We start from the raw sequence: 23,373 nt of genomic DNA on the forward strand, positions 1-23,373 counted from the left end.
TCCGTCCCAACGGCGGTTTTCCGCAAAAAGATGCCCGTTTGCAACAGCTCGCTCCGAACACTACGATTCTCAAATCAACCTGTTCTTGAAATCCTTCGTTTCTGAGAATGACTCAATCGACCCGATGGGTGGGCTGTCATGGAGGTCTCGACCATGAGACCAGCGGATGGCTCACTGGCGATGGTTCCAGACGGGTTCGGTCAGCGACGTCTGTGGCGCTTCGTCGTATGCCGTAGAGCACGCATCGCAGGAAAATGAGAACCCAATCGGCGCACCTGATCACTAAGCTCGGACAACGGGCTCCACCACACGGGCGCTTGGTGCGCCGCGCTCATCATTTTTTGGAATGGATGACAGGTTTCAGCCGGTCTTCACCGCCCAAGATGGGCAATCCATGACGGGTCAGTGGGTGAGATCCCGTTCTTAAGCAGCCAAGTCGCACGCTGTTGACCCTTATAGTCCGCAAAGGTCGTGTATTCATAAGTTTCCTGGCTCGTCTCATGAAGGTACTCGTCACTTCCCTGAACTATTTTGGTAACTACCCCTGCCGACTCTTTGATGGGCGATTCGCTGACGACGATCATGTCTGCGCCACATCTCATCGTGTTCCTAAACTCCGTTTGAGACATCAGCTGGTCCGTATCAATGGCATAGATCTTGGATTCAGTGGATACGCGGAGTGCTTCCAATTTTTGTGCGTCTGTTCGATCGCTGGAAAGCCGCCCGGGGCCGCCGCGACTTGTCACGGTCAACGAATACCACTGCACACATCGAGTAATTGCCGCGTTGTTGACAATTTCCTGGCCCGTATTATTCGGAGAGATGACGGGGATGGTGTCTACAGCAAGGTGCTCGTTGGCGTAGTTGTTGTCTTTCGCTTTGCGCAGCGCCCAGTCCTGGTAGACATCCATGAGGAGGCTACCGTACTGGAGCTTGTCCTCCTTCGCTTGGACGGCAAACTCAGCAGGGCTCATAACACGCAACTTATTCAGCTTATTCTGCAAGTCCTCTGGCAGCGATTTCCACTCCGAACTGTCAGTAATATCTGCCGGAGGAAGTACAGCTTGTTCGGGGCTTGCTACAGATGAAGATGCTTCGCCTGTTCCAATCGCTGAATCCCCTTTTGGCGCTAAGAAAAATGCCGTCGCGGCCGCTACTGCTACGGCCGCACCAGCAATGATCGCAATGGAACGTGCCTTAGGCTTCCTAGTTATTTCCATAGTTTCACTTTCTGGCTGTTATTGACGTGCATGCCGTGGCCTTGGGACCGATTCTCGATCCACGAGGTGGTCATGTTGAGGATAAGGGAAAGAGGAACGCTGAATAGAAGTAAGTGGGAATGTTTTGAGCATCTCACAAGTCCGTTGATAGCTACTGCTTGTCATCCACCATTCGCGTGCGGACTGTCGGCTGATATTTATGGCGCGGCCGACATCCGCACAGGGCGCACCGACTGCCCTCGGAGCAGCGGCGGTTTATCCGACCGGCGCCCTGCCTGGCTGTACTCACGGACCGCCGCTTCGACACCAGGATGGCTTCAAATGGTGCGATGTGGGCATTGCGAGAGGCACAGCTGAAAAATGGCAGTCACTTGAGTCTCGATTGGCCCCCTACTTAGAATCCTTCGTTCTTGAGAAGGCTGGTTGTGTTGTCTTGAGCCAACCTTGAGCTTGACTGTGTATAGCTAATCGGTTGAGCTACGATCGGCAGGTTTGCTATTGAAAGGTAAGCCCGCTTTGGATTTCACCCGGTACTTGGTCGGCCTCGCCGCCCTGATGGGCTTCATGCTCTTGTCTCTGCTGTGCGCGCATTTCCTCTTCCGGTGGGGGATACGCCGCCAGCACCGGTGTAAGAAGCGGAGCAAGCCTGGCATGGTGAAATAGCCTTGCCGTATATCGACATCAACCCGCACCGCCGTCGGCCGAGGTGGTTGGCATACTCCGGTCTCGGCATCCTCACCATCGTGACCGCCCTAGTCGTGGTTCTGGCACTGACCTCGCGTTAGTCGGCACTGCTTCTGGCGGATGCGCCATGGGGGGATTCTCACGGAACACAAAAGTGGACGAGCGGAAACAAGAGTGGACGAGGGACGGCCTACCCTTCGAACTGGCTGCTTTATGAAGCCTGACATGCCGGGAACGGTGAAGCCGCGTCATAATGAGCGGCGTAGGCAAGTCCTTTGGCGATGATGCTGAACCGGGCGACGGTCAGTTGGCTCCCCGCCGGGAAACGGGGAAGAAGGGCCGGGACTCAAAAAGCTTGAGTTTTCGGTCCGGTGCTGGTGGCGGCGGTTTCTGCCTGAATGATCCAGGCAGACCAGTCCAGGGGATGCACCGAGGGCCTACCCAGCAGGTAACCCTGGCCTTCGGTGAGGCCTGCTTCCACGACGGCGGCGAGTTCTGCCTCTGTTTCTACGCCTTCAGCGGCCAGGACGGCACCCACTTCGAGGGCAAGCGAGACCACGTCATGGCTATCCCCTGACGGCGAGGCGGTGATGGCGGTGATGAAGGGCCGGTCGAGTCTGATGATGTCCGGCCGCAGGCTCAGGATCTGTGCCGGTGTCGGCGCGTCGCTGCCTGAGCCGTCTACTGCGATGCGCAGGCCGCGCCGCCGGAGCCGGTCCAGGGCACGGGCCGCGGCTTCCCAGTCCCCGGTTCCGGCCGGTCCGGTCAGGTCCACGACGATCCTGTCCACGGCCACCTGGGAGTGTTCCAGCAGCTCCCGGATGGGCGCATGGACGAATGTCGTGGGGCTGAGGTTGAAGGCAATGAACAAATGCGGGGGGATTTCCCTGGCCGCGGAGAGTGCGCATTGGAGAGCAGCGAGTTCCAGCTCGGTGCCAAGGCCGATGGCGGCGGCCTCCCTGAACCAGGTGTCGGCGCTGGCCCCGTCCTTGCTGACAAACCTCGTCAGGGCCTCGAAGCCGGTAACTCTTCCTACCGGCAGTTCCCTGATGGGCTGAAAGGCCGTCAGCAGCATCCTGTTGCCCAGCACGGCTTGGATTCTCTTTTTCGTGCGCCGTTCGAAGGGAACGGGCCGGGGACCGGCAGGCACCGACACGGAGGTTTCCCTGCCCGCGCCCTTCTCCGAGGGGGCGGTGTTTTCCTCGGCGAAGTCAGTCTGATTTCGTGTGGCGACCAGGTGTTCCAGCAGCGCCCGCTCCGGATTCCCCGGGTACGCGGCAAGGAAGTCCCGCAGCTGGGCCCTGGCCCAATCACGGTCAGGATCAGGATCGTTCAGGACGTCCTCGATCAGCTCCATGACCTGCCGGCGCAGAGTCAGGCCGTCCACGTCCTGTGGCGGCTGCATCGCCGGTCCCCCCGGATCCGGCATCTGTTCTGCGCCGGTGGCCGGAAGAGAAAACTCGTCCCTGCACATCGGCTTATTCCTTTATAGGTTGATGCCTGCCGGCTGAGCCCGGCAGCGGGCCCGCGCACCCTGTCTTTCAGGGACAGGAACGCGGTGGCTTGAGAGAACCATACCGCTGGATGAAAGGAATAAGACCGGGACCGTATTTATTTTGACCGGAATTGTCTGATTCCGCTTGTCTTCCGTTTCGGGAAAGGGCCGGCCCATTCCAGTGGATTGGGCGTGAGGGTGATGCTGCATCCACCACGGGAATTAGTGGCTTATCAGAAGGCCTTGGCGTCGGGATTCTGTGAGGATCCGGAGAATGTTCGCGGAGAGCAGGCGTTTAGTGGCGTCGATGGCGGGCGTGTGGCCCCGCCGTAATTGCCGTTCCAGCGCTCCGGCGCATTCTTCCATCTGCCGGGCGCCGATCATCGCGGAAACTACCCTCAGGCTCACCGCGTGATCCAGTGCCCGCTCCCGGTCTTCCACTGCAATACCGGCAACGATGCCGCCAGTGCGTACCGGCAACAGAGCCAGGTAATCCTGGAAAAACTTCGCAGCCACGCTGCGCCCGGCCTGTTCTTCGAGTATCCGCAAGACCGTGGCATCCATAATCGGCAGGGGCTCACCTGCCGTCAAATGCCCGTGTTCGGCTGGGCTGGAGGATGACCGGTCGGCCGCGGTCGTTTGCCCGTGCCGTGTGGGCTGGCCTGGGGAGTGGTGCACACTGGTTCCGTTCTGTTAAAGACACGCGCGCCGCTGCTGCACGCCGCTTCGCCCATTCTGGCCACGAATTCTCAAGACCGGTGCACCATATCCACCAATTAGGCCCAATTTTCCAGGGCGGTCGGAGAGACCGCCCTGACTGAGTGCTGTTTGCTGCGGTTCCCTAGCGGGGAGCTGGCAACTGGTGGGCAGCGTGGGCCTGCCGGGCGCGTTCCATCGCTTGCCGCGACATCCTGGACAACTGCTCACGCCCGGTCACCCGGTACAGGTCGCTGGCCCATTCGAATTCGGCAGCGGCGTCCCGGTACCGGGCCTCATCAAAGAGACGCCGGCCAATCTCATGGCGGACCATCGCTTCCCGGGCCCGGGACCAGGCCAGCCGGAGCGCTTCCTCCTGCAGCCTCGCCGCCTCATGCCACCGGTAACTGCGCTGATAAACCTGGGCCGTGACCAGCAGCGGCTTGAGCCGGTCCCGGGATTCCGCCAGCAACCTCAGGCCCTCGTCCAGCGCTTCATCATCCCGGTCCAGCAACGTCAGGAACCAGACACGCTCCAGCGGAGGGCAACCGGCCAGCCGGCTTTCCACTGCCTCCCGGTCAAGGACCACATCCTGCAGCGTGCGTGGATCAGTACGCCAAATCTCTGCGCCGCTACTCACCAATAAGCACCTGCCCTTTTTCGGAATCCTGATTCACCGGACAGTCGGGCCTGTGCGCACCACCGCTCCATCAATCCGGTCTGCCCATGCTTTCATGCACGCACATATCCGGCCGTCCACCGGGTTACACCCGCCTGCCCACCAGGGGTATGAACACAAGCAACCCTCGCGCGCCTCGGGAAAACGCCTGACGCTTCCCTCGCCGATACTTAACACCAAACGCTGAGCTCGCACCGGGGCACGCCCAGCTCAGATTACGCAGCATTCTCTGAAGCGGACAATCAGGCAGGAGAAGGAAAATGACCGCTCTGTCCTCCGGCAATGCAGATCCTGGCGCGGAGGCCAACGAGATCCTGTCACGCCTTCTGGCACGTCTGGACGAAGTCCTTGGCACCACGTCTGTGGACTCCGCGGGCCTTCCGTTGTTCGCTGTGGAAGGAAGGATCGGCGACAGGCTGCGTACTGCCCTCCCCGGCGTCCGCTTCGCACCTGAAGACATCAGGGAATGGGCGTCACAAATTTCGAGCTGAAGTGGAAACCCGCACAAACTGATACGGCAACTAACCCGGTTTTTCACGCCAGACGGGGCATAATCATCCACTGGATATGTTTGATATGGTTCCCTCAAAGGTGGTGCTGGGGCAGCGATAGGAGATGTGTCATATTGGGGACCCGAACGGCTGTTGTAATTGAGGACGACGCGGACGTCCGCGGTCTCATCCAGGCAATCCTTGAGGCTTCAGATATTGACGTCCGGACTGCGGCAAGAGGTGCCTCCGGCATCAATGCGGTCCGTAGAATATCCCTGACATTGTGATCCTCGATTTCGGTCTTCCTGACATCAACGGGCTTGAAGTCATCAACCGGATAAGGGCCTTCAGCGACGTCTACATTCTCATGCTCACGGGGCACGAAGATGTGGCAGAACAGGTCACCGCGGCGGGAGCCAACGCGGTCATGATCAAGCCGTTCCGCCCGCGTGCCTTGAAGGAACGCATCTACGAAGCACTGCAGCTTCAACTCCAAAAACCCTAAAACAGGCTATCGGTGGTGAATGATTAACAGCGGCTTCCGGTGGCGCAGCGCCACGTGCACTCAATGCCCAATTCGCTTGGGAGAACGCTGTTAGAATTTTCTGATGGCAATTAGAAGAATCATCGTTCTTGAAGACGACATCGACGGGTCGGCAGCCGAAGAAACCGTGCGGTTTGCCATAGATGGCAATTCCTATGAAATTGATCTCAACTCCGCTCATGCCGAGGAACTGCGCGCAACCATTAACCGGTATACGTCAGCAGGCCGCAGGACGGCAGGACCGGCGGGAAAGACCCGCAGGCCAACCTCCGGAAGAAGCCGGTCCGCGCAGATCCGGGCCTGGGCCCAGGCGCAAGGCCTGAGCGTGAACAGCCGCGGAGCCATCAACCGGGAAATCACCGCGAAATACGAGGCAGCCCACTAGCTCGCCGAGAGACCACGCGAGGGCCGGGGTAATTAAAAGGCCGTAGCCCGGCATATTGGGGGGCATACCGGGCTACGGCCCCAACTGTACGCCGAGACCGGCACCAAACGCCAAACGCGACCAGGGGCAAAAGGCTTTGCCTTGTCACCTATCGGCTAGGTCATGAACTACTGTCAGGGCGGATACAAAAACTCCGAGGATGAGGACCGGATGCGCAGTCTCGACATTGCCGATAAGGGCACCATGGATCTCACTGACGGATTCCTGCGGCTGCGCTGGAGAGCAGGCGAGACGATAGGGCCGGACGAGGCTCACGCCGCACTGGGTGCCATCGACGCTTTGGGCCAGGGCGCCAGCCTTCCGATGCTCATCCATGTTCAAGGGGTAAATTTCTCGCGGGCTGCCAGGAGGATCTTTCCATCACCCTCGCGCGTTTCCCGGATCGCGCTGCTGGGGTCATCCCCGGTGGATTACGTGATCGCCCTTTTCGTTTTGCGGATGATCCCCCTGCCGTTCCCCATCAGGTACTTCACGTCCTCACAGGAAGCCATAACGTGGCTTCGCCGGGACCGCGAATGACACTGGCTCGAACCACCGGCCGGGCCGACGACTGGAGCGCTGATCATCCGTTTAACGCCAACGGAACCTCGAAGACCGCCATCTTGAACTGCGATTTAACCGCCATTCTCCGCTAACAGTCACAGCTTGACCTATGACGCGGACAACAAGTCAGAAACGGTCGTTTTAGCCACTGCTGACGGCCAACACGATCGTGGATGTTTCTCCGCCCGAGATACCCGGGCTGCTACAACTAAACGATGGGATGGTTCGACACGTGGTTCGACGAAACGGATTGGCCGACGGGTGCGCGTCTGGATCCGTTTCGTGATGCAGTGTGGCAGCTGTCGTTGAACGGCGAGATCAAAGGGTGGGTGACAACCTCGGTCACCCCCATGCGCTCATTCCCCTTCTTCTGGTCCAAGCTCGAGTGCATGCGGAACCAGGTGCATTGGGCCGATGGGAAGGACGAGGATGTCGACGAGGACTACAGTCCCGAGTGATTCGCCGTGGAGGAGTTGCTGACCGGCCACTTCACCACTTGCGACTCCCGCTTCGATACGGGATGGCACCTTGGACGCCACCCTCGTTACGGGACCCGAGCGCGACCGCCTCTGGGCGCATTTGAAGCACGGCAGCGAACCGACCGCACGGACATAGGGTCAAGCCCCCAACATTCGCTCCGGCGGCCCATCTGCATCGGTATGCTGCCGTGACAACTCGACCGCCAACTCCGGGGCCAGTAGCTTAGGAAAGAACGCCGCCATCCATCTTCGAAAGCTGCAACCTGCGGCATTCGTCCTAGGAATCAGCCAGAACCGCCAAACCAAACTGCGAAAGAGCCGCTATCGGCGCCCTGACCGGACCATCCCGCTGCTGTGGGCCTGGGCGGTGCTCGCCGGTGCCGCCGCGCTCCCGATCCTCCGCGCAAAGTCCTTGGCCGGATTCCGGTAATGGCCATGCCCCTCGTATTTAGTTTTGAACCATCAGCAGATGGTGCGCAGGGGTCCTATGCCCGTTCTAAGTGTCAGCGCGTCCCAGAAGTCACACGCGCAAGCTGCCATTTGGGGCCCGGCAGACACCGAAACCGCCCCGGCAACCCCAGATCCAACAGCACCAGATCAGGCCCGCCCGCTGCGGCCTGGACCAACCCGCCGCCGCTCAACTGCCATTGCACGCTGTAGCCGTTGGCACTGAGCGCGGACACCAGGACCGCGCCAATCGTTTCGTCGTCCTCAATTACCAGGATTCTGGACATACCCGAAGTCCAGGCGCAGCAGGGACCCGGCCCGGCAGCGGTCGCCACGGCCGTCACGGGACCGGGCGTGGGCGGCGGTCATCCACCAATCTTCACTTTTCACTTGCGGATAGCTGGGATGCCGAGAATGGTCGGGCTGAGGCTGGCGAGTCGCTGTGAGCCGGCACGCTTGTCTTGGAGGAACTGCAGGGTCACGTCGATACCCTCCAGCTCCCCTAGCCAGCCCTGTGTCTCGGCGAGTCCGCGTCGGGCAATGAGGTCGGTATTGATCTCGTCAAGGCGGCCGATCATGCCAGGGTCAACCTGAAGCATGGGGCAGCGGATGCAGGCAATGCTCGTGCTCGCACGGGGTGGCGTAGGGTCGCCCGCAGTTGCCAAGCTCGACTGCGAGGTGGATCTGGTAGTGCCGGATGACGTGCCCTGGGAACACTGTGACGTAGCCGTGGGTCGTCTGTACATCGAGGTGCCCGAGGAGTGCGGCGCCGATGTAGATCGGCAGACCGTGGTTGACGAGGTCGGTGGCGAATAGACGGCGGACGTCGTGCGAGGTAACCGGCGACCGGCCAGCTCGGGGTGCTCCAGGGCCAGGGCGATCGGCTTGCTTCCACTTCGCGCCAAGGAACGCATGTGATCATAGGCCTGTCCGGTTACCGAGAGTGTTCTGACTCATCGACAGCTGGGCGGCCGGGCACGGCATTCCCTAAGAAACACCGGGCCCGGCGTCACAGGACCGCCGCAGTCCCGGCGCTGCCCTCCGCCCCGCGTCAGGCATCCCTGCGAGCGGCCTTTGCGCGTCTGCTCTTGAGCAGCTCGAGTCCGATCGGGACCACGGAGACCAGCACGATCAGGATAAAAGTCAGACCAATGTTCGCCCCGGTCCACTCGTACCTGCCCAGCCAAAACCCGACCAGCGGAACGCCCACACCCCAGAGCAGGGCGCCGATCGCGTTAAACGCCATAAACGTCCGGTACCGCATCCCGGCCACCCCGGCTGTGACGGGAAGGAACGTCCGCACGATCGGAACGAAGCGGGCCAAGATCACTGACCGGCGACCGTATTCTTCAAAGAACCCATGGGCCTTGTCTGCGTATTCGTTGCGGAACAGGCGGGAGTCTGGTTTGTTGAACACGGCCGGGCCGGCCTTCCGTCCTATCAGGTACCCTGTCTGGTCGCCGGCGAACGCCGCCACGAAGGCGGCGGCGCCCAGAAGCACGATGTTCACGTGCACCGTGCCGGTGGCGACGAGGAGGCCCGCGGTGAACAGCAGCGAATCCCCGGGCAGGAAAAACCCGACCAGAATGCCGTTTCGATGAACAGGAACGCGCACACCACCACAATGACCCCGGGCGCGACGCCAGGATCGCGCAGGAACACGTTCGGGTCCATCCACGTTGGCAGTACTCCGGTGATCGGCCGGACGGTCAGGACTGCGGTGACCGCCACGGGACGCATGAGCCCACCCTATCCCCGTTTCGCGGCCATCCGGATGAATGAATTCCGGCCGGTGCAGGTTCACAGGAAACCGGCAGGTAAGCCCCTGCCGGCCCGGGGCATGCGTGGCATATTCTTAGGCACACCCTGGGCACGAGGCCGGGCCACGAGAAAGCCGGGACAGATGCGCAAGAACACACTCGGCCACCGGAAACGCGTCACCGCTCGGGCCCGGGCAATGATACTGACGGCGGCCCTGGCGCTGGCATTGTCGGCCTGTAACCCGGCACCCCCGGCGACCAGTGCCCCGTCGGCGACAACCGGTTCTCCCACAGCAACATCAACTCCTTCGGAAACGACGTCCCCCTCGGCCGGTCCGCCGTCAAGCCAGTCCCCTGCCGCAGGCCCCACGGGCACCGCATCCCACGACGCCCAGCAGAGCGGTCAACAGGCAGGCGGAAAGCCGGGCCATGTCTTCGTCATTAACCTGGAGAACAAGGGCTACTACACGACCTGGGGCAAGAACTCCCCCGCGCCCTACCTGTCCGGAACCCTCCGCTCCCAGGGAGTGCTGCTCACCAATTACTACGGCATCGCCCACAACTCCAACCCCAACTACCTCGCCCAGATCTCCGGCCAGTCATCCAACCAGATGACCCGCGACGACTGTCCCACGTACACTCCGTTCACAGTAACCGGCACGGCTTCCCTGGGCCAGGTGCAGGGCACCGGCTGCGTCTATCCGGCCTCGGTGCCCACGGTGGCTGGGCAGCTGAGCGCAGCCGGCAAAACCTGGAAGGGCTACATGGAGGACATGGCCACACCCTGCCAGCACCCGGACCCCGGCGCCGAGGATAACCACCAGAAGGCCACATCCACCGACCAGTACGCCACCCGGCACAACCCGTTCGTCTACTTCGAATCGATCACCGCGAGCCCGGACTGCGCCAGGAACGTGGTCAATCTCGACCGGCTCGCCGGTGACCTGAAATCCGTAGCGACAACCCCGAACCTGTCTTACATCACCCCGAACCTGTGCAACGACGGGCACGACAGCCCCTGCGCGGACGGACGCCCCGGCGGCCTGGAAACCGCCGACGCCTGGCTGCGCCAGCACGTCCCGGCCATCCTGGACTCCGCGGCCTTCAAACAGGACGGGGTGCTGGTGATCACCTTCGACGAATCCGAAGGCCACACCACCGGCCCGTCCGGGGTGGCCGGAGGAACCGACGGCGGAAAAATCGGCGCCCTGATCCTCTCTCCCTTCACCAAGGGCGGGACGACATCAACCGTTGCTTACAATCACTACAGCCTGCTGGGCAGCATCGAGGACATCTTCTCCCTGCCCCGCCTCGGTTACGCCGGCGCCCCCGGGATCAACACCTTCGGCCCCGACGCGTTCAACGCACGATCCTAAACGCGACGCAGCCGATGCTCCTGCGGGAGCACCCCGCCGCTTCGTGGCCCCAAGAGGTCAGAGAGGACAGTCAGGCTGAGATCTGAAACGCGCGAGCCCAGCTGGAGACACACGCTGATCCGGCCACCTCGCTCGGACACCGTTGGCGGCACCGGCCTGACGTCCTGCTGGCGTATGCCCCAATGGGACGCGGATTTGTCTGTCAAGGTGGGGAGTGCCTGGCCAACACCGGATCCACCATAATTCAGACGCTCCCCGGCCGATAGATTTTTGGCTCGTGCAAGCGGCACAGAGCATGCATTATGAACGAAAGTGTGTTGGTTGCCTCGTGGTCGAACCCCGGGGGTCTGTTGGACAGGAAGCTGATCGTGCTCGGTCTTGAACTGGTCGTGCTCCTGGGCGTGGCGGTGCTGGTGTGCAGCATGGTCGGACGCCGATTCCGGATAGCCTCGCCCGTACTTCTGCTCATCAGCGGTGCACTGGTGGGATTTCTCCCATCACTTCGCGAAGTACAGCTGCCGTCGGAGGTTGTGCTGTTCATCTTCCTGCCGGTGCTCCTTTACTGGGAGAGCCTGACAACATCTCTGCGGGAGATCAGGAGCAATCTGCGCGACATTGTCCTGATGGGCACGACGCTGGTGTTTACCACGGCCGGGGTCGTGGCGGTCGTGGCCCACGCTGTCGGGGTGGCGTGGGGGCCGGCCTGGGTTCTCGGAGCGGCGATCGCGCCGACCGACGCGACCGCTGTCGGTATGCTCGCCCGGGCGCTGCCGCACCGCGATCTAACCCTGTTGCGCGCCGAAAGCCTGATCAATGATGGCACCGCCTTTGTCATCTACGGCGTGGCCGTCGGTATCACGATCGGCGAGGAGCAACTCAGTGCGCCTGAAGTTTCATGGCTGTTCCTTGTGGCTTACGGCGGCGGAGCATTGCTCGGCGCCGTGACCGCCTGGATGGGAGTGCAGGTCCGGCGGCGCCTGGACGACGCGCTGCTGGGGAACGTCGTCACCATCCTGACCCCCTTCACGGCGGTCCTTCTCGCCGAGACGATCCACGCCTCCGGCGTACTCGCCGTTGTAGTCAGCGGGCTCATGATGAGCCAGATCGGTCCCCGGGTTGTCCGCGCTGACACCCGGCGGCAAGCCCAGGCATTCTTGTCACCTTCCACGTTCCTGATCAACTGCGCGCTGTTCGTGCTCGTAGGGCTGGAGCTGCACTCGGCAGTCAGCGGCCTACCCAGCTTCGACCTCGCACGTGGACTAATACTCGTCATCGTCGTCTCAGCGGTCGTCATCGGCATGCGGTTTGTCTTCTTGTTTGCATCCACGTACCTGACCCGCCTTCTGGACCGGCGGCCACAGCAGCACGAGCGCCGCGTCAGCAACCGAGCACGGGTTGTCAGCGGAGTAGCCGGCTTCCGGGGCGCAGTCTCGCTCGCCGCGGCCCTCGCAATACCGCAAACTGTTGCCTCCGGTGGCCCCTTCCCTGCCCGCCACATGATCATCTTCATAACCGCCGGAGTCATCGTGGTCACCCTGGTCGTGCAGGGGCTCCTGATACCGGGCGTCGTGCGCTGGGCACGGCTGCCCCGCGACACGCACATCGAGCAAGAACGCCAGCTCGCCGAAACGGTCGCTGCCGAGGAGGCACTGAACGCGATGCCGCAGATCGCCGCAGGACTCAGCACTCACCCGGACGTCGTGGAACGAATGCGCCACGAGTACGAGGACCACATGCGCGTCCTGCGCGCGAACCGCGCCGGCGCCGTCGCCGAAGACGATCTGGCCTTGCGGCACGACCAGCACTACACGGCGTTGCGGCTGGCGCTGCTCGCCCAAAAGCGCAGGACCGTGATCAGGCTCCGCGACGAAGGCCGCATTGACGACACCGTACTCCGCCAGGTACAGGCCGCACTCGACGCCGAGGAGGTACACCTCTCCCGGCGCGAAGCCGTCGACTGAGCCCGTTCCCCTGAGGCCTGCGCGCCTAGTCGCCTTTTTGCCTTCGCAAGGTGTTCATTTCAGCCAGACCGAGTTTCTCGTTCCCCGCTTCATTCGAAAGACAACTCCTCATAGATTCGGCGACTTGGGGAGTGTGGGCCGTTTCATGTCAGCTGGGCCTGTCTGGATTGAATGGAAGTCCCAGACAGTTCGCACAGTTGTCACACCTCCGCCTCTGCCAAGTATCAGCTGAAAAAGCTGCCGAATAGCTCTGAAAATTACAGACCCGTCTCTACACGGGATTTGACTGGAACGGCCAGCATGCGTCGCGGTGGAGGACGGATCAGCGGGAACTTTCTCGCACGTGAAACACCGACCCCTGGGAACCCTGGTTGATCTCCAGCTTCGACAGGACGACGCCGAGCGTCAGCGTCAATTAGACGATGCCGGAGGCCCCGAGCAACCGGCCGATCCCAAATGTCGCAGCCAAGGCCAGCGCCCCGCCGATAACCACCCGGGAGCCGGCCTTCGTCTTGGAACCGCCGCCGATATACGCGCCGAGGCTTCCGGTCAGCGCCAGGGCAATGAGCACCACTGCGAACGTCACCGGAACCCGCCACAAGTCAGGCGGCAACAGGATGGCGAAAAGCGGCAGAACGCCGCCTATGAGGAAACTGACCGCCGACGCCAGGGCAGCGTTCCACGGACTGACAACGTCGGCTTCGTCAATGTTCAGCTCCGCGGACAGGTGTGCAGCGAGGGCGTCGTGGTCCATAAGTTCTTCGGCGACCCGGCGGGCCGTTTCAGGGTTGAGTCCCTTCCCTACATAGATGGCTGCCAGTTCGGCCAATTCGGCCTCGGGCTGCTCGGCCAGCTCCCGGCGTTCCTTCTCGATCACGGCCCGCTGGCTGTCACTTTGGCTGCTGACCGAGACGTACTCTCCCAGGGCCATGGACACGGCTCCCCCGACCAAACCGGCCATGCCCGCTGTGAGGATCGGACCGGTCTGTGTTGTTGCGCCGGCGACGCCGACCACGATTGCTGCGACAGAGACGATACCGTCATTGGCTCCCAGGACGCCGGCACGCAGCCAGTTCAATCGCGAAGAAAGGTCCCCGCGGTGCGGCTCATTCTCGTGCTGGTGGACCGGTCCTAGTTCTGCCATGCCACCAGAATCCCACCAAGGACCGCGCTCAGAAAGACCCGGCGGCGGTCTGCATAGCTCCCCGCCGAAAATCCTCAGCTGGCAGCATACACGAGCACTGAACGGCATCTCCACGGCGGGATGAACATCTCGGTGTCTTTGAGCAATCGGGACAGCGGAAAGCTGATCGGGAGCCTCCCGTTGCGTCCACCACGCTATCTCTGTGGCACGTCTAAATCAGGATAGTTATGGGACGAAATCTCTTGGGGTGTCGCCATTTCTCTGTCATTTTCAGAAGCCGTCGGCACGGAATGTCAGAAGCTGCCTGCACTCCGTCATTACCGCAACCATGGCGTGACACGAAGGTTCTGCGGAGAGAACCAGTCGATGCGCTGTTGCGCTGCTCTATCGGCCGGAGGGACGCTGGTCGGAGCGGACGGGCCACTGTCTAGGGAAAAATCAACGGCTCCCAATGGACTGGAGGTCAGGGCTTCGACCGTGGAATGAACGGCGGCGCGGCCTAAAACGTGCGTCGAGTCGATGCGTTCGGGGAATCCCGGCAATCGTGTGCGGTAGATGCCCCATGCAGGAGCGGTCGATCAAACCAACGGCCGGCGCCGAGCGGTTCTCGGTTGGGCCAGTGCAGCAGAGCGGTTCGCTTTACACGAGGCAGCGGAAGGGGAACGCGCCCAACCAACCCAGGGGGTAGGAGATGCCGGACCCGGCTGTGACGGGGGGTGCATTGCCGGGTCCGGCGCACTGATCGTGAAGGTCACCTGCCAATCAGATACCGATATTTTGACGACTGCGCCTTAAGGAAAGCCTGCGGAACCCTACGGGTTTCGGACCCCCACCGATGCTGGTCCCCCCTTCCGGGGCGGCCGTACCCGCACGGTTCCGAGGGGGAACAGATCCCGGGTATTTCCAAGGGAACGGGACAGAAAACCCGGTTACATGACCAACTGGCGACTGTTTGGGCTTTCCCCTGCAGCCCAGACTTACGTGGAAGCTGACTGCCCCGGATGCGTTCCGGCCGGGGTGTCGCGGGTTTGTCCGCCGAACACGACCGGAGCCGGTACCGGATTGCGGCATCCGGTACGGGCTCCGGCGATCTCTGGCTGGTATCAGCTCCCAGCCCGGTGAACCAGCTACTCACACAGTGGCCACCGGTGCTGGGTAAAAATGTGGGGCCCCCGCCCCCGAAAAGGTCCCCGACACGCCCCGGGGCGGCTTCGGGGCGCCCGATGGCGCTGATGCTCCCCTGCCGAAGATCCAAGCAATCTTTCACCCTTCGGCGTCGAATGCGTCCTCGAATTAAGCAGCAAAATTTGGCGCACGCGAGCTGGGACCGCCATCCTGCTAACTTCGCAACAGACCTGTTGCGTTGTTGGTTAGCTACCGCGCTCCGTTCTTTGTCGGTGGCCCCGTACATACTGACCCGACGTCCGTCGGCGCATCCGGAGGCGTTCGACATCTCGGTGAGACAAGCGCTCCAAGGGAGAGTCAGGCGTAAAATAGTGAAGTACCGGATCCTAGGACAACGCCTCGAAAACGGATTCGGTCCCTGGTCTCCCGCATCTTACGGGAGCCTTTTTTAATTACGGACATAGGTGGCTGACACACCCTGCCAACGCAACGTGATCGGCCAGTGCTGCCCGTCTACAAAGAAGTTTGCATAGTTATGCAGGAGCAAGAAATGACTACTACTCCGACGATCCGAAGCCGCCATTCCTTCTCGGCCAGGTTCGGGCTGGTTTCGACAGTTTCATTGGGACTGCTTGCGGGTCCTGTTGCCATGGCCGGGCCAGCCACGGCAATGCCCGATCATTCCAGAAGAGCAGATTGCACGGTCACGGCCCTCGACCCCCACGCTTCTAACCACGGCAGGGAAGCCGTAAGGGGCGATCCCCGCAACGGGAACCGCAAATCCGTGAGGGTTAGTTTCCCGTTCAGGATTCACTGCGACAAGGATGCCCAGGTTCGTTACAACCAACGAATGTTCCAGAAGCACGACCGTTGGGACACAGAAGAAATCGGGAATGCCTGGGACACCGTATGGGTTTCCGGTCACGACAGAATCGTCAATGTGGAGAGGGTAACTGCCGACCGGGGCGAGAGGTCGGTAACGGTCTACCACACCGTCAGGATCCGTGTGCAGGACGACCGGGGCGGCCACAGGAACGGGTCGTCCGATTCTGATAGGAGCAACACCGTCACCATCTGGGTCTCGAACAACCACAGATAACAGTCGGCGAGGGCTTTGCCACTGACCGGTTAGCGACTGGGAGGACGACGGCGGCACGAAAGGGCCGCCGTCGTCCTTTTTCTTCGTCCCTGCTGCTTTACAGCTAGCCGGTGGTGGACTTCCAACTGCAGGTCTTCAGGCCACTGCCGGCGAGATCGCGGACGACGAACGCGATCCGGTTGAATTTCACGCTGTTGGCCCTCGGGCAGGTGCACCGCCGGCTCTCCGAGCTGATGGACGACCAGAACCCATCATGCAGCAGCTCGTCCGTGTCTTCATCGCCGACAACACCTTCTACCCGGGATTGCGGTCCCTCCCCGGCGGCCGGGCAACTGACCAACGCCGCCAGTATCGGGGTCAACCGTAATAAGGTCCGCTTCAGAGGACCGCGTCGAAGAATTCGTAGAACTCATTTCCTTCTACCAGTTCCTAGTGTTAAAGGGAGGCGTTCCTGCGAGCTTGCCGCCGTCAACCGTGAGAACTGTGCCGGTGACGAACGAAGATTGGTTCGAGCAGAGCCAGAGTGCTGCCGCAGCAACATCGCCGGGGGTGCCGATCCGGCCAAGCGGAACGCTTGCGGCTACGCGGTTCTGGGCGGCTTGGCCCGCCGCGGCGAGCCGGTCGGTGAGTATGGGCCCGGGAGCGATCGCGTTGATCCGGATTCCTTGCGCGGCGTAGTCGAGCGCAGCCACGCGGGTCAGGCCTGCAACGCCGAATTTGCTTGCCGAGTAGCCGCTCAGCCCGGCGACGCCCTGTTCGCCTGCTGTGGAGGTCATGTTCACGATCGCCGCACTGGTTCCCGTAGCGAGCATGAGCTCGATTTCGTACTTCATGCACAGGAAGACTCCACGGAGATTCACCGCGATTGCGCTGTCGAAGTCCTCGCTGGCCCAGTCGCTCAGGGGCGCCGGAGCGCGTCCGCCGCCTGCGGCGTTGTTCACCGCAGCGTCAAGGCGTCCGAACCGCTCGCTAATCCCTGCCATCAGGTTTTTCACCGAGTCCTCATCGGTGACGTCGACCGGCATGGCCGTGGCCTGCCCGCCGGAGGAGGTAAGGGTCTTGGCCAGGCGGGACAGGGCGTCCCTGTCGCGTGCGGCCAGCACGACGTGCGCGCCGGAGCCTGCCAGTGTCGCAGCGATGGCGGCGCCAATGCCGCGACTGGCCCCGGTGACAAGTGCGACCTTCCCGGACATCGGGTGGGTGGATTCGGTGGCCGTCATTACCTGCTCCTTTGCTTGCCGTGTCTTTGGGCCCAGCTGCCCTGACCTTGCGATGGCCAGCAGCGTCCCGGGCCTAATCCTCCAGGTCGAAGTCCAGATCAAGATCTTCGGCGGCGCCCAGCTCCCGCCAGGTGGAGCCGACCGTGGCAGCGCCGAGGGTTGCGCCGATCGGCATCCGGTCCACGGCGATCAGCTGGTCCAGGTCCAGGCCGGTCAGCAGGGCGATGTCCCGGATTGGGACTTGGAAGGTCCGGAACGGGCCCAACGGCGGGACATCCTCTACGACCCCGGGCCGCGGAACATCCGGCAGCTCGGCCAGCTGCGGGGTCTGGTCGACGACATAGCCGGTGGCGGCCAGTTCGCCCTGGTGGATGAAGGCGGCGACCTTGAAGAAGCGCAACGGGATGTCCACGCCCCGGTACACCGGATCGAGGGCGCTGAAAATGGGTCCGGTGAACACTACGATACGGCTCCGGTACTGGGCGGCGTGTTCCTGGAGGTAGTCCTCGATGCCCAGCCACAGTTCCAGGCCCTGGTTGAACTTGGCGGCCTGCGGTGCGGCGTTCGTGTAGTGGAAGGTGTCTTCGTTCGCCAGTTCGGCCTCGGCCACGGTGTCACCCCAGACCGCCGAGGACCGGCGCACCAGGTGGCCGCGGTCGATGTCGTTCCGGGTGTAGACCCGCTCCCCCGTCTGCTGGTCCGCGGGAAGGCGGGGATCGAGTTTCCAAGAGATTCCGGCCCGGTCCAGGTCCATGAGCGTACTGCCGTCGATACCCACACCGGTGACGGCCGCCAGCCGCTTATCGAGGCGCATCAGCACCGAGAAGTGCGTGTACGGCAGCAGGACAGTCGCCACCCCTGCCAGGCGTGGCAGAGGTAGGGTCTGGCCCAGGAAGTCCTCGTCGAAGCCTCTCCGGCCCGCGTAGTCTTTCGCAGTGACAGCCAGGTTCTGCAGCAGTTCGTCCATGGCCGGACACTACCAGCCAAAGGTGAGAGTCCGATGAAGGCTTGGTGGACGCTGGCTACCGCAGGGCGGCCCGCAGCCTTTCCGAAAGCTTCGCGAGGGATTTCCGCCATTCCATTTTCATCAGCGTCGTCCCACAGGTCAGCAAGTTCGGATACTTCCCCTGCCACCCGTCTGACGGCCTTCAGAGCGAACTCCACGTGCTCAGGGCCAAGCTCCGCCCATAAGCGGCTACCCACAACGCGACGTTCGCCGGTGGATCGCCTGGTCGGCTGGCCATTGCCCTGTCGCCGTCGAGACGATGGGTGCCGGGCCCGGACGGGCTGGGGCTGCGCCAGACCCGGCTATCCGGAGCTTCGGACTTGCGGCTTGTTCGGCTCCAGGACACGTTCACTCTCGTCGGATGGCCTTGTGAAAAAGCGGTGGCGTCCCCTCAAAGAGGCCGTAACTGCCCGCCCCCACAATGAGGGGGGGCGGCCCGCAGCACACACCTGCGGATCGGCCGGTCCGGACAGACATGAAAGAAGGGCAGTCATTGCAACTGCCCCTCTCTCTGTTCATGGACTAGACCCTGTCAACGGTCCTGTCAGGAGCCTTCTCGGGTTCCTGCGCGGTGAACTCCCCGCGGCGCCACGGGAAGGCCCAGAACCTGAAGTCCTTGTCCTTCTCCCGGCGCTCCGGGCGCTTGTCAGATTCCTGCGTGGCGTCTTTCCTGACGTCGCGGCGGAATTCCTTGCCGTACGAACCGCACATGATTGACCTCCTAAAGCGGTGCTTTTTAATCGTCCTCTGATCCGGGCCGCGCGTCGCGATGCGAGAGCGTGGCTTGGTGGATTTTGTCGCCGCTCGTTGCCAGTCCCGGGGCATCCCGAGCCCTCGCCTGTTCGTTCAGCAGCACCCTGTCACTGGCTGGTCGTTGGAAGTTGAACGTCGCCCTCATCGACCGTGCCGTCGCGTCGGCGGAAACGTGCTCGGTATAGTGCCCGCTCCCGCCGAAGGGTCAGCCCGGGTCCGCACTCCTCGTGCGGCACCGGGCTGACCCCGGGTGGGTGTGGCTGCACTACCCGCCTGTGGTGAAGCTCCAGGAGCCACCGGCGAGCGTGTTGCCCGCGGCGTCCTTGATGCTTGAGGACATCGACGCGGTGTATCTCGTGTTGGCGGCCAGGGTGACGTTCGGGTTCAGTGTTGCAACCCGGGTGGTGGCGTTGTAGCTGACCGCGTAGCTGACGAGCGCCCCGGTGGCGGCGTTCCTCAGCGCGAAGGTTCCGTTGGCGACACCGCTGACGGCCTCACTGATGGTGACCGTGACGTTGGCGGTCCGGCTGACACCGGTGGCGTTGACCGCCGGTGTCCTGGTGGCCATGATTGGCCGGGGACCGGTCGTGAAGGCCCAGGCGGACGGCGCCAGCGGGTTGCCGGCGAGGTCCGTGATACCTGCCGTGAGGCTTGCCGTGTGCCGTTTGTCCGCGGCGAGGGTGGCTGTCGGGTTCAGCGTGGCGACCCGGGTTGCTGCCGTCCAGGTCACTGGTGCGGCAACGAGGGCTCCGGCGGCGTTCTTCAGCGTGAAGCGCGCAGCGCTCAGACCCGCAATCGGCTCATTGAAGGTTGCCGTGACATTGCCTGTCTGGCTGACCGCCATGGAGTTCAGTGCCGGGGCCTTCGCCGTCACGAGGGGCGCCACCGTGTCGACGGTCACGGCGAGGGAACCGGCCGACATGGTTTCGGTTCCCCCGGCTGTGGTTTCGCTGGCCGTGATCGTGTGCCGGCCGTTGCTCAGAGCCGTGGTCGGGGTCAGCGCGAAGCTGCCATTCGCCGCGACCGTTGCCGTGCCGCTGGCTGCCCCGTCCACGTAGAGCGTCGCGCTCGTGGAATCAGGCAGCGCGACGGCGCCCGTGAAGGTCGGCGACGTGGTGCGCGTGATGTTGTCAGTGGCGGAGCTGCCTGTGTCCGAAGCGGCAGTCATGTCCGGAATCGAGGGACCCTTTGCCAGCGGCGCGGTGCAAGGGGCGGTGGGGCCGCCGATCTGCCCGAACTCGAAGATCGTGTTTTCCGTCAGGAGGGCGGGGTTGCGGCCGAGCCACATCCCGCGGCTTTCGGAGTTGACCGGGGTCGATGCCCTGTCCGCGTCGGAAAGGCCATCGAATCCGCTGACACCGGTGAGCCCTGTCCACGTTGCCGTCCAGGTGGTCAGGCCCGGGCCGTCGTAGGCCAGGGTGCCGTCGTCGCCTGCGGCGGCGCTGGCCCGGAGCGTGCGCTTGCCGTTGAGGGCGAAGGACTGGTTCTTGGCCACGATGCGGGCCTGAATCTGGTCGATGGGAATCTGTCCGCCGCCGGGGGCGACGGCTGTTCCCTTCATCACCACGGTACCGGGTCCGGTCTTCGTGGCCTGCTGCGTGACGGTGACGTTCGCGGTGAAGGTCTCGTCCCCGACGGTGGGGGCGGTGATAACCCGGACGACATCGCCGGTGCGGATGTCCGGTGTGACCCCGTCCCAGCAGCCTCCACCGGGGTGGTTGACTTCCACGAGACCGTCAAAGCCGGGCGTCCCGGGATCGTCCTGCGGGATGAGGTTGGAGGAGGTGCCGATGACGGCACCGCCGCGCAGCACCTGAACGGTGGCCACGTCGGTGCGGGCGTACCCTGACGCGGAGACGAAGTCCCTGACCGGGAAAACAAGGATGGAATGCGGCGCGACCGGCACCGGGTTGATGGCGGCCGAAGCCGGCACCGCGGCGCTCTGCACCGCCAGAATGGCAAGCGCTCCGGCGGCGAGACCGGCCGCCACCCGTTGACGATTTCTTTCAGATTTCATGGAAAACTCCCCTCAGAGACCCAGACTTCACCGGGCCGAATACAGGCCCGGTGATGCACACCGGTCCATGGCCGGCGTGGATGCCAGTATCGGGAAGCGACCCTGCGGAAACCCTTGACGAAACCCCAGGCGCCGCCCGAGCATGCGTCCCGGACGCGGCGAATTCCTCGGAGTTTCGGAGGCAATTCTCAGGAAGGACTCTTAGCTTGGACACTAGGCCCACCAAGTCACAGACTCGGCGGTCCTGCCGCTAGGAAATGCCCCGTATTCCCTCCAAGGCCGCGGGGCCTTTCCTGCGTGAGCCCCAAGTGGGTTCGACGACCGCTACTCGGGGTCGAGGCACCTTGCAGGAGCATTGGGCGATGGCCGGAGCGAGGGGGCCCGTTTGGGTCCCCGTCTCCGCAACCTCGGCTCGAGGTGGCTCCATCCCGCCAAGTACTGGAGCATTGCGGCGGCCTTACCGGACAAAATCACCGGTCAGGCCGTGCGAGTGTGCCGAAGGATGCCTTGGCCCCCGCGGGTCAGCTGGACGGCTTTCCGATAGCGGACCTCGAAGCGGGACGCCGCGCGAGACACCCTCTATCGGGACGATTTGGCTCAGGTCACCGCTTTTGTAACTCTCTGGCCGAGGCTGCCCTGTTTCGCACGCGTCAGAGTCTCCACGCGTTGGTCCGGGTTAGAGAGGGGAAGAGCCGGGAAGGCACTTCTTGTTCCTTGCTGTTTTCGCCATTTCTGCGATTGATGGCCGGGTGGCTGGACCTGAAGCCGGCGGCAGCATACAGCTCTTAGGATTTCGGACGGCCTCGAAGCCTACTTTTGGAGCTGGTTGGGGTTGAGATCACGGCAGCAAACGCTGAAGAATATCGGTAGAATCTGCCCCGCAAAACTAGTTCGGACCCACCCGGCCGCCTGATAAGGCCATGGAAATCCCGGGGATCCCGCGGCGCCCGAAGATGGCCGTTTGGTTTGACGGGCGGCGCGCACGTGGCGGTGGTCAATTCTGCAACAAGCATCAGGGCATGGCTAAATGGTTGAACTCGCGCGACAAGAAGGCGATGGCCTGGGTAGCCGCCGCGTGGGCGCCTTTGTGGTTGTGGTCGCCTTTCGTCAAGACGACGGGATGGGTGCGCTTTTTCTCGGACTGGCTCGGGAAGCGCTCCTTCTGGGAGTGGCCCTACTGATTTTGCACATAGCTCCCCGTCGAAAATCTCCAGCTAGCGGCGAACACGAGCACTGAACGGCAACCACCTGCGGGCATGAACGTCTCACTGGGCCTGCAGCAATTGGGACAGCAGGGAGCCATGGAGGCCCCCCGTTGCGTCCACGACGCCATCTCCGTGCTTGCAGAGAGCCTGGTTCGCGTCATCGCAGCGCGAGGGTCGCGGTGGCAATCGGCCGCGCGTAGGTGGGCCCCGGACCGGCAATCTTTTTCTCCCACTCAACCATTGATGCCGGCGCCCGCTCAGGGAATACCTGAGTTGGGCCGCGTAGAGTAGGGGCAAATTGGCCGGGGGGACCACATGATTTCACGCAATTGCCTTGTCATCGAAGACGACCAGGACTTCCGGGACCTGCTCTGCATCATCCTCATCGGAATGGGCTTCGTCCCCCACACCGAAACCACCGGCACGGCAGGACTCCGGGCAGCCGGAACACTCGATCTAGCCCTCATCACCCTGGACCTGGGCCCGCCCGACCTCAACGGTCTGGACGTGGCACGCCAAATCCGGGCGCACTCGAAGGCACCAATCCTCATCATCTCTGCGTGGGCCGAACCCGGAGACGAACTCAAGGGGGTGGCCTCCGGTGCCGACGCGTACCTCACCAAACCCTTCCGGCCCCACATGCTCCGGGAACTCGTACAACGGCTCTGCCCGTCAGAGCCGTTGTACGCCCCGCCCGCGCGAACCGAAGACACAAGCACGGGATCCTCGGCCGAGCCCCGGTCGCCGCGCTGCCGCCGGCAGGGCCGCAGCTAGATGCCCGACTCCCCACCTTGGTGTTCACCCTGACCTATGCCGGCACCCTGGGCGTGGCGCTCCTGATGTTCCTCGGCCAGTTCGCAGCCTTCACCGCCCTGCTGACCATCGCGGCCATCGCCGAACTCCTGATCCGTGCGGCCCGGGCCGCCAGGCGGCGACAGATCTTCCCGGCGAGATCAACAGATCTCTGAACACGGCGCAGCCGGC

General features: G+C 62.9%; 24 protein-coding genes and 1 pseudogene. 11 read left to right on the plus strand and 14 right to left on the minus strand.

Translation table 11 applies throughout. From position 1 onward, the window contains the following. Positions 1 to 371 precede the first annotated feature (371 nt). The 4 genes from B1A87_RS07335 to B1A87_RS07350 form a co-directional block, all read right to left on the minus strand. Entirely contained in the window at positions 372 to 1,220 is an 849-nt protein-coding gene (locus B1A87_RS07335) for a hypothetical protein (protein ID WP_139362906.1), read from the minus strand. Positions 1,221 to 2,250: 1,030 nt separating this feature from the next. Beyond that, positions 2,251 to 3,309, minus strand: a complete 1,059-nt coding sequence (locus B1A87_RS07340; RefSeq protein WP_185982272.1) for an EAL domain-containing protein — start codon at positions 3,307 to 3,309, stop codon at positions 2,251 to 2,253. A 312-nt stretch (positions 3,310 to 3,621) separates the two neighbouring features. Continuing rightward, entirely contained in the window at positions 3,622 to 3,963 is a 342-nt protein-coding gene (locus B1A87_RS07345) for a hypothetical protein (protein ID WP_078029492.1), read from the minus strand. A 277-nt stretch (positions 3,964 to 4,240) separates the two neighbouring features. Beyond that, positions 4,241 to 4,735: a hypothetical protein gene (locus tag B1A87_RS07350; RefSeq protein ID WP_260680737.1), complete on the minus strand. Its 495-nt coding sequence runs from the start codon at positions 4,733 to 4,735 to the stop codon at positions 4,241 to 4,243. 299 nt (positions 4,736 to 5,034) lie between these two features. Here B1A87_RS07350 and B1A87_RS07355 point away from each other — a divergent pair, with 299 nt between their 5' ends. From B1A87_RS07355 to B1A87_RS07375, 5 genes are all read left to right on the plus strand, one after another. Then, complete coding sequence (locus B1A87_RS07355) at positions 5,035 to 5,265, plus strand: hypothetical protein (RefSeq protein ID WP_078029490.1); 231 nt, start codon at positions 5,035 to 5,037, stop codon at positions 5,263 to 5,265. Positions 5,266 to 5,548: 283 nt separating this feature from the next. Continuing rightward, positions 5,549 to 5,770, plus strand: a complete 222-nt coding sequence (locus B1A87_RS07360) for a response regulator transcription factor (protein WP_185982273.1) — start codon at positions 5,549 to 5,551, stop codon at positions 5,768 to 5,770. A gap of 103 nt (positions 5,771 to 5,873) precedes the next feature. Continuing rightward, positions 5,874 to 6,194 (plus strand): Lsr2 family protein, encoded by a 321-nt coding sequence (locus B1A87_RS07365; RefSeq protein ID WP_078029488.1) that lies wholly within the window; start codon positions 5,874 to 5,876, stop codon positions 6,192 to 6,194. 162 nt (positions 6,195 to 6,356) lie between these two features. After that, entirely contained in the window at positions 6,357 to 6,773 is a 417-nt protein-coding gene (locus B1A87_RS07370; protein ID WP_078029487.1) for an STAS/SEC14 domain-containing protein, read from the plus strand. A gap of 239 nt (positions 6,774 to 7,012) precedes the next feature. Continuing rightward, a complete protein-coding gene (locus B1A87_RS07375) occupies positions 7,013 to 7,255 on the plus strand; it encodes a hypothetical protein (protein WP_078029486.1) in 243 nt (80 codons plus the stop codon). A gap of 524 nt (positions 7,256 to 7,779) precedes the next feature. Here B1A87_RS07375 and B1A87_RS07380 read toward each other — a convergent pair. The 4 genes and pseudogenes from B1A87_RS07380 to B1A87_RS07390 form a co-directional block, all read right to left on the minus strand. Further along, positions 7,780 to 8,010 carry a response regulator transcription factor gene (locus tag B1A87_RS07380; protein WP_078029485.1) on the minus strand — a complete coding sequence of 77 codons (231 nt, stop codon included), beginning with the start codon at positions 8,008 to 8,010 and terminating at the stop codon, positions 7,780 to 7,782. 99 nt (positions 8,011 to 8,109) lie between these two features. Further along, a complete protein-coding gene (locus B1A87_RS23255) occupies positions 8,110 to 8,322 on the minus strand; it encodes a hypothetical protein (protein ID WP_221937553.1) in 213 nt (70 codons plus the stop codon). After that, positions 8,309 to 8,569, minus strand: a pseudogene (locus tag B1A87_RS24920) (tyrosine-type recombinase/integrase); the annotation flags it as partial. The gene B1A87_RS23255 and the pseudogene B1A87_RS24920, both read right to left, overlap by 14 nt. A gap of 205 nt (positions 8,570 to 8,774) precedes the next feature. Continuing rightward, positions 8,775 to 9,338 carry a VTT domain-containing protein gene (locus B1A87_RS07390; protein WP_260680738.1) on the minus strand — a complete coding sequence of 188 codons (564 nt, stop codon included), beginning with the start codon at positions 9,336 to 9,338 and terminating at the stop codon, positions 8,775 to 8,777. Positions 9,339 to 9,626: 288 nt separating this feature from the next. Here B1A87_RS07390 and B1A87_RS07395 point away from each other — a divergent pair, with 288 nt between their 5' ends. Both B1A87_RS07395 and B1A87_RS07400 read left to right on the plus strand, forming a co-directional pair. Beyond that, positions 9,627 to 10,859, plus strand: coding sequence for an alkaline phosphatase family protein (locus B1A87_RS07395; protein ID WP_260680739.1), 1,233 nt, complete (start codon positions 9,627 to 9,629; stop codon positions 10,857 to 10,859). A 302-nt stretch (positions 10,860 to 11,161) separates the two neighbouring features. Next, a complete protein-coding gene (locus tag B1A87_RS07400) occupies positions 11,162 to 12,820 on the plus strand; it encodes a Na+/H+ antiporter (RefSeq protein WP_260680740.1) in 1,659 nt (552 codons plus the stop codon). A gap of 415 nt (positions 12,821 to 13,235) precedes the next feature. On the opposite strand, the gene B1A87_RS07405 is transcribed toward B1A87_RS07400, so the two are convergent. Further along, positions 13,236 to 13,964: a VIT family protein gene (locus B1A87_RS07405; protein ID WP_078029483.1), complete on the minus strand. Its 729-nt coding sequence runs from the start codon at positions 13,962 to 13,964 to the stop codon at positions 13,236 to 13,238. Between the two features lie 1,975 nt (positions 13,965 to 15,939). Here B1A87_RS07405 and B1A87_RS07410 point away from each other — a divergent pair. Then, positions 15,940 to 16,188, plus strand: coding sequence for a hypothetical protein (locus B1A87_RS07410; protein WP_078029482.1), 249 nt, complete (start codon positions 15,940 to 15,942; stop codon positions 16,186 to 16,188). A gap of 103 nt (positions 16,189 to 16,291) precedes the next feature. Here the strand turns inward: B1A87_RS07410 and B1A87_RS07415 are convergent, their stop codons facing one another. The 5 genes from B1A87_RS07415 to B1A87_RS07435 form a co-directional block, all read right to left on the minus strand. Then, on the minus strand, positions 16,292 to 16,549 hold the full coding sequence (locus B1A87_RS07415; RefSeq protein WP_078029481.1) for a hypothetical protein: 258 nt from the start codon (positions 16,547 to 16,549) through the stop codon (positions 16,292 to 16,294). 58 nt (positions 16,550 to 16,607) lie between these two features. Continuing rightward, a complete protein-coding gene (locus B1A87_RS07420) occupies positions 16,608 to 17,408 on the minus strand; it encodes an SDR family NAD(P)-dependent oxidoreductase (RefSeq protein ID WP_144275747.1) in 801 nt (266 codons plus the stop codon). Positions 17,409 to 17,481: 73 nt separating this feature from the next. Continuing rightward, the gene (locus tag B1A87_RS07425) at positions 17,482 to 18,375 is read right to left on the minus strand and encodes a DNA/RNA non-specific endonuclease (protein ID WP_078029480.1); all 894 of its coding nucleotides are present in this window, start codon (positions 18,373 to 18,375) and stop codon (positions 17,482 to 17,484) included. A 561-nt stretch (positions 18,376 to 18,936) separates the two neighbouring features. Beyond that, positions 18,937 to 19,125, minus strand: a complete 189-nt coding sequence (locus B1A87_RS07430) for a hypothetical protein (protein WP_078029478.1) — start codon at positions 19,123 to 19,125, stop codon at positions 18,937 to 18,939. Between the two features lie 307 nt (positions 19,126 to 19,432). Next, the gene (locus B1A87_RS07435) at positions 19,433 to 21,184 is read right to left on the minus strand and encodes an Ig-like domain-containing protein (RefSeq protein ID WP_144275748.1); all 1,752 of its coding nucleotides are present in this window, start codon (positions 21,182 to 21,184) and stop codon (positions 19,433 to 19,435) included. A 1,019-nt stretch (positions 21,185 to 22,203) separates the two neighbouring features. Here B1A87_RS07435 and B1A87_RS22910 point away from each other — a divergent pair. The 3 genes from B1A87_RS22910 (at position 22,204) to B1A87_RS22915 (ending at position 23,357) form a co-directional block, all read left to right on the plus strand. Then, positions 22,204 to 22,365, plus strand: coding sequence for a hypothetical protein (locus tag B1A87_RS22910; protein WP_185982274.1), 162 nt, complete (start codon positions 22,204 to 22,206; stop codon positions 22,363 to 22,365). A 339-nt stretch (positions 22,366 to 22,704) separates the two neighbouring features. Continuing rightward, on the plus strand, positions 22,705 to 23,163 hold the full coding sequence (locus B1A87_RS07440; RefSeq protein WP_144275749.1) for a response regulator transcription factor: 459 nt from the start codon (positions 22,705 to 22,707) through the stop codon (positions 23,161 to 23,163). 17 nt (positions 23,164 to 23,180) lie between these two features. Beyond that, positions 23,181 to 23,357 carry a hypothetical protein gene (locus B1A87_RS22915; RefSeq protein ID WP_185982275.1) on the plus strand — a complete coding sequence of 59 codons (177 nt, stop codon included), beginning with the start codon at positions 23,181 to 23,183 and terminating at the stop codon, positions 23,355 to 23,357. Positions 23,358 to 23,373: the final 16 nt, after the last annotated feature.

Origin of the sequence: Arthrobacter sp. KBS0703, assembly GCF_002008315.2 — a bacterium.
Classification (GTDB): domain Bacteria; phylum Actinomycetota; class Actinomycetes; order Actinomycetales; family Micrococcaceae; genus Arthrobacter.